The organism is Frankia sp. AiPs1 (assembly GCF_023716945.1).
Taxonomy (GTDB): Bacteria; Actinomycetota; Actinomycetes; order Frankiales; family Frankiaceae; genus Frankia.
Genome location: NZ_JAMQQF010000272.1, coordinates 1 through 7,812 on the forward strand (window position 1 = coordinate 1; position 7,812 = coordinate 7,812).

5 protein-coding genes are annotated in these 7,812 nt (G+C 71.2%); 4 read left to right on the forward strand and 1 reads right to left on the reverse strand.

Annotation, left to right across the window (positions count from 1 at the left end):
* Window positions 1-111: 111 nt before the first annotated feature.
* Entirely contained in the window at window positions 112-3,117 is a 3,006-nt protein-coding gene (locus ND748_RS20305) for a Tn3 family transposase (protein WP_251747584.1), read from the forward strand.
* Between the two features lie 85 nt (window positions 3,118-3,202).
* On the opposite strand, the gene ND748_RS20310 is transcribed toward ND748_RS20305, so the two are convergent.
* Complete coding sequence (locus ND748_RS20310; protein ID WP_251747585.1) at window positions 3,203-3,403, reverse strand: hypothetical protein; 201 nt, start codon at window positions 3,401-3,403, stop codon at window positions 3,203-3,205.
* Window positions 3,404-3,580: 177 nt separating this feature from the next.
* On the opposite strand from ND748_RS20310, the gene ND748_RS34170 reads away from it, so the two are divergent.
* The 3 genes from ND748_RS34170 to ND748_RS20330 all read left to right on the forward strand — a co-directional run bounded on the left by ND748_RS34170 (window position 3,581) and on the right by ND748_RS20330 (window position 7,668).
* Complete coding sequence (locus ND748_RS34170) at window positions 3,581-6,478, forward strand: helix-turn-helix transcriptional regulator (RefSeq protein ID WP_285902431.1); 2,898 nt, start codon at window positions 3,581-3,583, stop codon at window positions 6,476-6,478.
* Window positions 6,479-6,577: 99 nt separating this feature from the next.
* Window positions 6,578-7,171 carry a recombinase family protein gene (locus ND748_RS20325; protein ID WP_251747586.1) on the forward strand — a complete coding sequence of 198 codons (594 nt, stop codon included), beginning with the start codon at window positions 6,578-6,580 and terminating at the stop codon, window positions 7,169-7,171.
* Entirely contained in the window at window positions 7,168-7,668 is a 501-nt protein-coding gene (locus tag ND748_RS20330; protein ID WP_251747587.1) for a hypothetical protein, read from the forward strand. Before ND748_RS20325 ends, ND748_RS20330 begins: the two co-directional genes overlap by 4 nt.
* Window positions 7,669-7,812: the final 144 nt, after the last annotated feature.

A 7,812-nucleotide genomic window follows, 5' to 3' on the forward strand; every position in this document is an offset into this window, starting at 1 on the left:
GGCCCGCCCGTAGCTTCCAGCGAAAAAACAACGGTAAGGATTGATCCCGGTTCGTCCCGCCCGTAGCCTCGACGTCCGTTTGGTGATGATCGACGTGAGGGCGGTGGGTGGGTGGCGACCCGGGATGTGTTCTCGGAGGAGGAGCAGGCGCAGCTTCGGGGCTTCCCGGAGATCAACCGGACGGAGTTGATCCGCCACTTCACCCTGACCGGGGCTGATGTGGCGTTCCTGCGCACGTTCCGAGCCGGCCGCAACGTGCTTGGCGTGGCCGTACAGCTGTGCACGCTGCCGTGGTTGGGGTTCGTGCCCGACGACCCGCGGGCGGCGCCGGCCGCCGCGGTGGGCCGGCTGTCGCAGCGGCTGGGCGTGCCGATGGGCGAGCTGCGGGGGTACGGGGAGCGGGAGCAGACCCGGACGGATCATCTGCGTGAGGTGGTCGCCTACGCCGGGTGGCGGACGATGGACACGACCGGGTGGAAGGATCTGGACGAGTTCCTGTTCGCCCGGGCGATGGAGCACGACGGGCCGAAGCTGCTGTTCCGCCTGGCCTGCGAATATTTGATCTCGTCGCGGGCGGTGCGGCCGGGCGTGGTGCACCTGCTGGAACATGTCGCCTCCGCCCGGGCGCGGGCACGGGCGGAGACCTGGACGCGGGTAGCGCACCTGCTCACCGACCGGCGCCGGGCCGAGCTGGACCTGCTGCTGGTCCCCGACGCCTACCTCGGTCGCACGCCCCTCGCGTGGCTGGGCGTCGGGCCGACCTCGGCGAGCCCGGTCGCGGTGAAGACCGAGTTGGAGAAGCTGGCCTACCTGCGCCGGTTGGACGCGCACACCCTGGACCTGTCGATGCTGCCGTCCGAGCGGCGCCGTTTCCTGGCAGGGGTGGGCCGTCGGCTGACCGGCCAGGCGTTGCAGCGACGAGAGGCGGAGCGGCGCTACCCGATCCTGCTCACGCTGATCGCGCAGTCGGCCGTCGATGTGCTCGATGAGACGCTGTTGCTGTTCGACCAGGCCATCACCGGGCGGGAGGCCGCCGCCCGGCAGAAGGTCGACGAGGCGCTTGCCGAGCGGGCCAAAGGTGGGGAAAACCGGCAGGTCCTGCTCGACGAGATCCTGACCATCGTGCTCGACCCGGACACCGGCGACGAGCAGATCGGCGGGCTGCTTCGTTCCCAGATCGGGATGGACCGGCTGCGGGCGGCGTGGGCGGCCCGACGCGAGCGGCTCCCACGCGACCACGGACATCTGGCGATGATGGACGCCTCGATGGCCTACCTACGCCAGTTCGCCCCGGCCGTGCTTGGCGCGGTGCGGTTCGCCGGCGGGCCGGGTACCGAGCAGCTGCTCCAGGCGGTGTCGGTCCTGGCCGAGCTGTACGCCACCGGTGCCCGCAAGGTTCCCCCCGGTGCCCCGACCGGATTCGTGCCGACCAGGTGGGCCGGCTACCTGGCCGACCCGGGCAACATCACCGCCTACCGCCACTACTGGGAGCTGGCCGTGCTCCTCGGCCTGCGCGACGGGCTGCGCTGCGGCGACATCCACGTGCCGGGCTCACGCCGGTACGCCGACCCAGGTTCGTTCCTGCTCACCCCCGAGGCGTGGGCGCCGCAGAGACTCGAGTTCTGCCACCTGGTCGGCAAGCCGGCCGACGCCGCCGACGCCCTCGCCCACGCCGACGACGAGCTGCACACCGCGCTGGCGGACCTGGAGACCCAGCTGGCCAAGGGCAACCCCGGCGAGGTCCGGCTCACCAACGACGGCGAACTGATCATCCCGCCGTTGACCGCCGAGGACACCCCAGCCGAGGCCGCCTCGCTACGCACCGAGCTCGCGGGGATGCTGCCCCATGTCCCGCTGGCCTCGGTCCTGGTGGAGATCGACGCCCGGACCGGGTTCACCGACCATCTCGTCCACGCCGGCGGGAAGGTCAACCGGCCAGCCGACCTCAAACGCAACCTGCTCTATGTGATCATCGCCGAGGCGACGAACATGGGCCTGGGCGCGATGGCCGAGTCCTGCGGCGTCCCGTACGACGTGCTCGCCTGGACCGCTGAGTGGTATTTCCGCCCGGAGACCCTGGAGGCGGCCAACGCCGCGGTGGTGAACTATCACCACCGGCTGCCGCTGACTCAGGCCTTCGGTACCGGCACCCTGTCGTCCTCGGACGGGCAGCGGTTCCCGGTCAAGGGCAAGTCGATCACCGCGCGGCACCTGTCGCGGTACTTCGCCCGGGGCCAGGGGGTGTCGACCTACACCCACGTGTCCGACCAGCACTCCACCTTCGACACCAAGGTGATCGTGGCCACCGCGCCGGAGTCGCACTACGTGCTCGACGGGCTGCTGGGCAACGCCACCGACCTACCGGTGTTCGAACACGCCACCGACACCCACGGCGCCACCCTGGCCAACTTCGCCCTGTTCGACCTGGTCGGCAAGCAGCTCTCGCCCCGGATCCGGGACCTCGGGAAGATCACCCTCTACCGCACGGGTCCGCGGCAGGACTTCCTCACCCGCTACCCGCGGTCCGGGCCCCTGATGACCCGCCGACTGAACACCGACCTGATCACGGCCACGTGGGACGACCTGCTGCGCGTCGCCGCCAGCGTGCAGGGCGGCCACGCCACCGCGGCGCTGGTCGTCGGGAAGCTGTGCTCGTCCAAGCGGCAGCAGAACGCCCTCACCTCGGCGATCAAGGAGTATGGGGCGCTGCGGCGCAGCGTATACGCCGCCCGGTACCTGGCCGACGAGACCTACCGGCGCAGGATCGCCCGGCAGCTGAACAAGGGCGAGAACCTGCACGCCCTGCGTCGGTCCCTCGCGTACGCCGCCGAAGGCGCGCTGCGCCGGCGCCACCACGAGCAGCAGACCGAGCAGATGTGGTGCCTCACCCTCGCGACCAACGCGATCGTGTGCTGGTCGACGGAGTACCACGGCCTGGCCGTCGGTGCCCTGCGCCGCGACGGCCAGGCCGTCGACGACGAGGTCCTGGCCCACATCTGGCCCACCCATCACGAGAACGTGCACTTCTACGGCACCCACTCCGTCGACATCGACGGCGAACTCGCGCAGCTCGACGCCGATGGATACCGGCCGCTGCGACGGCCTACTCTCGGGTAGGCCCCCAACAAATTCGTGGCAGGCCGCTCGGCATCAGCCACCGCCGGGCACCGCCCGTCTCGCCTGCGAACAGCGAGGCCGCAGGTCACAGGGCGCCGAGCGCGGTGAGGACCAGGATCTCCAGCGCAAGCGCACCCGCGAACGCGGTCCCGCCGCGCAGGACCGCGGCCGCCGGGTGGGCGCCGGCGCGCCGTTCCAGGTAGCCGGCGACCAGTGCCACGCACACGGACGCGGTGACACACAACGCCACCACGAGGATCTTGACCGTCATCGGGTCGGTGTACATCCAGCGCTCCTTCAGACCAGCCGCCCGGATCGGCGACGGCCCTGACGCTGGGGCACCCGACGCGGGCTTTTCGTCGCGCCGGAACGTGACTGGAACGGCCGGCTCGGTGTGCCGCTGGTGCAGACTGTCCGGGGGTTCCGGTACCGGAAGAACACCGGAACAGGAACGGGGGGTTCGATGCCGGCGAACGCGCCGAGTCTGGCGGTCAGGGAGATCTGCGCGATCCTGCGCCGGCTGCGCGACAATGCGGGCCTGACCGATAAGCAGCTCGCCGAGCAGTGCGGGTACGGCATCAGCCAGCTCAACGCGATCCGCAACGCCAAGGTTGTCAACCCGCCGCCGAACGAGAAGATCGAGAAGTGGGTTCGGGCCTGCGCTACCAACGATGGCGCGGCCACGTTCGCCCTGGCCGAGATCCGGGACCTCGTTGCTCTCCACGAAGGGCAACGTGACCTGGAGAAGATCGGAGGCGGCCCGCCCTACAGGGACACGCGCACAGGAGCTGGGAAGGAATCCGCGCCGCCGCGCCGGGTGGGAGTGGTGCCTCGGCGGGCGGCCCGCTTCCAGTACCGGGCAGCAGCCGATCTGCTGAAGGAGGCGGTCGGCGACGGGGGAACGGCGGTTCTCTGCCAGGTGCTTGCCGGGATGGGTGGGGTCGGCAAGACCCAGCTCGCCGCCGACTACGCCCACCAGGCCTGGGACACCGGGTCGGTGGATCTATTGATGTGGGTCACCGCGGCCAGCCGCGACGCGATCCAGACCGCCTACACCGCCGCCGCGGCCGAGGTCGCAGGTGCCGACCGGTCGGATCCGGCCGCGGCCGCGGCCGCGCTGCTGGCGTGGCTGGTCAGCACCGATCGGCGATGGCTGATCGTTCTCGACGACCTCGCCGACCCGGACGATCTGATCGGGCTGTGGCCCCCAGACCGACCGGGCGGGCGGGTGCTGGTCACGACCCGCCGCCAGGACGACGCCCTGACCGGTGATCGCCGCCGCCGGGTTGACGTGGGCCTGTTCACCCCACCCGAGGCCACCGCCTACCTCACTGCAGCCCTCGCCGGCCACAGCCAACCCAGCGAGACAGCTGAGATCGCCGGGCTCGCCGAAGACCTGGGGTACCTGCCGCTCGCGCTGGCCCAAGCGGCCGCCTACATTATCGACTCCCGGCATCTGGACTGCGCGGCCTACCGCAGCCGGCTCGCCGACCGCACCCGAACCCTGGCCAACCTGGCCCCCCACAGCCTGCCCGACGACTACCGCTTCGCTATGGCCGCCGCCTGGTCCCTGTCCATCGAGCGAGCGAACCAGTGCCGTCCCGTCGGCCTCGCTGGGCCGCTGCTCGAACTCGCCGCGGTTCTGGATCCCAACGGCATCCCCGCAACGGTGCTCACCAGCGCCCCGGCGCTGGCCTACCTGACCGACCATCGCGTACCCGCCGACCAAACCGCCGTTCATCCCCGGCCGGTCGACGTGGGCGACGCTCGTGACGCACTCGCCTGCCTACACCTGCTCAGCCTCGTCGACTACACCCCAGCCAGCCCGCACCAGGCCGTCCGCGTCCACCAGCTGATCCAACGGGCGGTCCGGGAAACGTTGCCCGAGAACCGGGCGAATGTTCTGGCCCGTACCGCCGGCGACGCACTGCTGGCCGTGTGGCCCGAGGTGGAACGCGACACCACCCTCGGCCAGGTGCTACGCGCCAACACCGACACCCTGCACACCGTCGCCCCCGACCCGCTCTGGCAGCCCGACCTCCACCCGGTGCTGTTCCGCGCCGCCACCAGCCTCGGCAACACCGGCCTTGTCCTCGCCGCAGCCGACCGCTACCACCATCTGGCCACCACCGCCGCCCAGCGCCTCGGCCCCGACCACCCGAACACCCTGGCCACCCGGGGCAACCTGGCCTACTGGCGGGGGGAGGCGGGGGATCCGGCCGGGGCGGCCGCCGCAGCGGATGAGCTGCTCGCCGATCGGCTGCGGGTCTTGGGGCCTGACCACCCGGATACCCTGATCACCCGGCACAACCTGGCTTGGTGGCGGGGGCAGGTGGGGGATGCGGCCGGGGCGGCCGCCGCGTTTGAGCAGTTGCTCGCCGACCATCTGCGGGTTCTGGGCCCCGACCACCCTGAGACCCTGACCACCCGGAACAACCGGGCTTTCTGGCAGGGGCGCGCGGGGAATGCGGCCGGGGCGGCTGGCGCGTTCGAGGCGCTGCTCGCCCACCAGCTGCGGGTCTTGGGGCCTGACCACCCTCACACCCTGACCACCCGGAACAATCTGGCCTCCTGGCGGGGGCAGGCGGGGGATGCGGCCGGGGCAGCCGCCGCGTTCGAGGCGCTGCTCGCCGACCGGCTGCGGGTCTTGGGGCCTGACCACCCTCACACCCTGACCACCCGGAGCAACCTGGCCCGGTGGCGGGGGCAGGCGGGGGATGCGGCCGGGGCAGCCGCCGCGTTCGAGGCGCTGCTCGCCGACCGGCTGCGGGTGTTGGGCCCCGACCATCCGGACACTCTGCTCGCCCGGAACCACTTGGCCTACTGGCGGGGGCAGGCGGGGGATGCGGCCGGCGCGTTCGAGGAGCTGCTCGCCGACCAGCTGCGGGTGCTCGGCCCCGACCACCCCCACACCCTGACCACCCGGGGCAACCTGGCCCGGTGGCGGGGGCAGGCGGGGGATGCGGCCGGGGCAGCCGCGGCAACGGAGGCGCTGCTCGCCGACCAGCTGCGGGTGTTGGGCCCCGACCATCCGGACACTCAGCTCACCCGGAACAACCTGGCCCACTGGTGGGGGGAGGCGGGGGATGCGGCCGGGGCGGCCGCCGCATTCGAGCAGTTGCTCGCCGACTCTCTGCGGGTCTTGGGGCCTGACCACCCGGATACTTTGATCACCCGGAACAATCTGGCTCGGTGGTGGGGGGAGGCGGGGGATGCGGCCGGGGCGGCCGCCGCGTTCGAGGCGCTGCTCGCCGACCGGCTGCGGGTGCTCGGCCCCGACCACCCCCACACCCTGGCCACCCGGGGCAACCTGGCCCGGTGGCGGGAGCGGGCGGGGCTGTCCGGTAACGATCGTTCATGAAACACGTTGATCGACTTGTGTTTCCGCAGGTCGCGTGTGTAACGCATGTCGTGTACGCGGCTATGTCACGTACACCCTCGTTCGCGTTACGATTCGATCATGCGCGTCGGCTACGGACGGGTCTCCACCCGCGACCAGCACCCCGAAGCCCAACACGACGCCCTGCAGGCCGCCGGCTGCGATGAGATCTTCATCGACAAGGCCTCCGGCAAGCTCGCCCGCCGTCCCGAACTCGACCGGGCCCTGCTGTGCGCCAACCGGGCTGGCGACCAGCTTGTCATCACCAAGCTCGACCGGCTCGGCCGCTCCCTCGAGCACCTCCTCGAGCTGTCCGCCGACCTACAGGCCCGCGGCGTCGACCTGGTCGTGCTCGACCAGGGCATCGACACCTCCACCGCCGTCGGCCGGATGTTCTTCCAGATCCTCGGCGCGATCGCCGAGTTCGAGCACGCGCTGATGTCCGAGCGGACGATGGACGGCCTGGCGGCCGCCCGCGCCCGCGGACGCCCCGGCGGACAGAAACCCAAACTCGGGCCCCGCCAGGTGCAGCTGGCCCGGGAGATGTACGACGAGACCGGACCCGACGGCCGGCGCAAGTACACCGTCCAACAAATCGCCGACGAGTTCGGCGTCACCCGCCCCACCATCTACCGCCACCTCGACCAGCACCCCGCCGCCGCGCCCGCATCATGACCGAACCGGCCTGGGTCGAACGCTGGTCCTACAACGTGGCTGCCCTCGCGACACTGCCCACCCCCGAGGCGCCCGGCCGGCCCGCCTGCATGACCACACCCGTCCCGACCTGGCGCCGCGTCTACCGCCAGCGCGTGCCCCGCCGACGCCCACACGGATGCTGCTGGTACCACGGCGGGGACTGGCATCACGTCAACGCCACCGCGATCCGCCTCGTCCACAAGGCCAAAACCCTCGGCGCCACCGGCGAGGACATTGGCGACCACGCCCTCGACAGCGCGGTCGCTGCCGGCATCACCGGCTGGGACCTCGACGCCCTCGCGAGCCTGCTCGTGATCGAACCCATCCGGATCGACTCCGACGACGACCCCGCCAGCCAGTGGTACGACAACGGCCGGCACCGGATCATCGCCATGCTCGACGCAGGCGTACGCCACACGATCCTGGTCCGCGTAGAACTGCTCGACTCAACCACCGGGCTACCCCCGCGTCACTGAGGTACCCGACGGTCACAGTTTGCCGGTAGCTGATCATGAGCGCGACGTAGCCTCCCACGGTTTGTCCCAGTCTCCTTACCGCCGGCCCGACCTCCGCGATCGCTGCTTAGCGTTGTTTTTTCGCTGGAAGCTACGGGCGGGCCA

Coding starts and splice junctions, on each gene's coding strand:
- ND748_RS20325 (WP_251747586.1), top strand. CDS start 6,578: ATGCGCGTCGGCTACGGACGGGTCTCCACCCGCGACCAGCACCCCGAA.
- ND748_RS34170 (WP_285902431.1), top strand. CDS start 3,581: ATGCCGGCGAACGCGCCGAGTCTGGCGGTCAGGGAGATCTGCGCGATC.
- ND748_RS20310 (WP_251747585.1), bottom strand. CDS start 3,403: ATGTACACCGACCCGATGACGGTCAAGATCCTCGTGGTGGCGTTGTGT.
- ND748_RS20330 (WP_251747587.1), top strand. CDS start 7,168: ATGACCGAACCGGCCTGGGTCGAACGCTGGTCCTACAACGTGGCTGCC.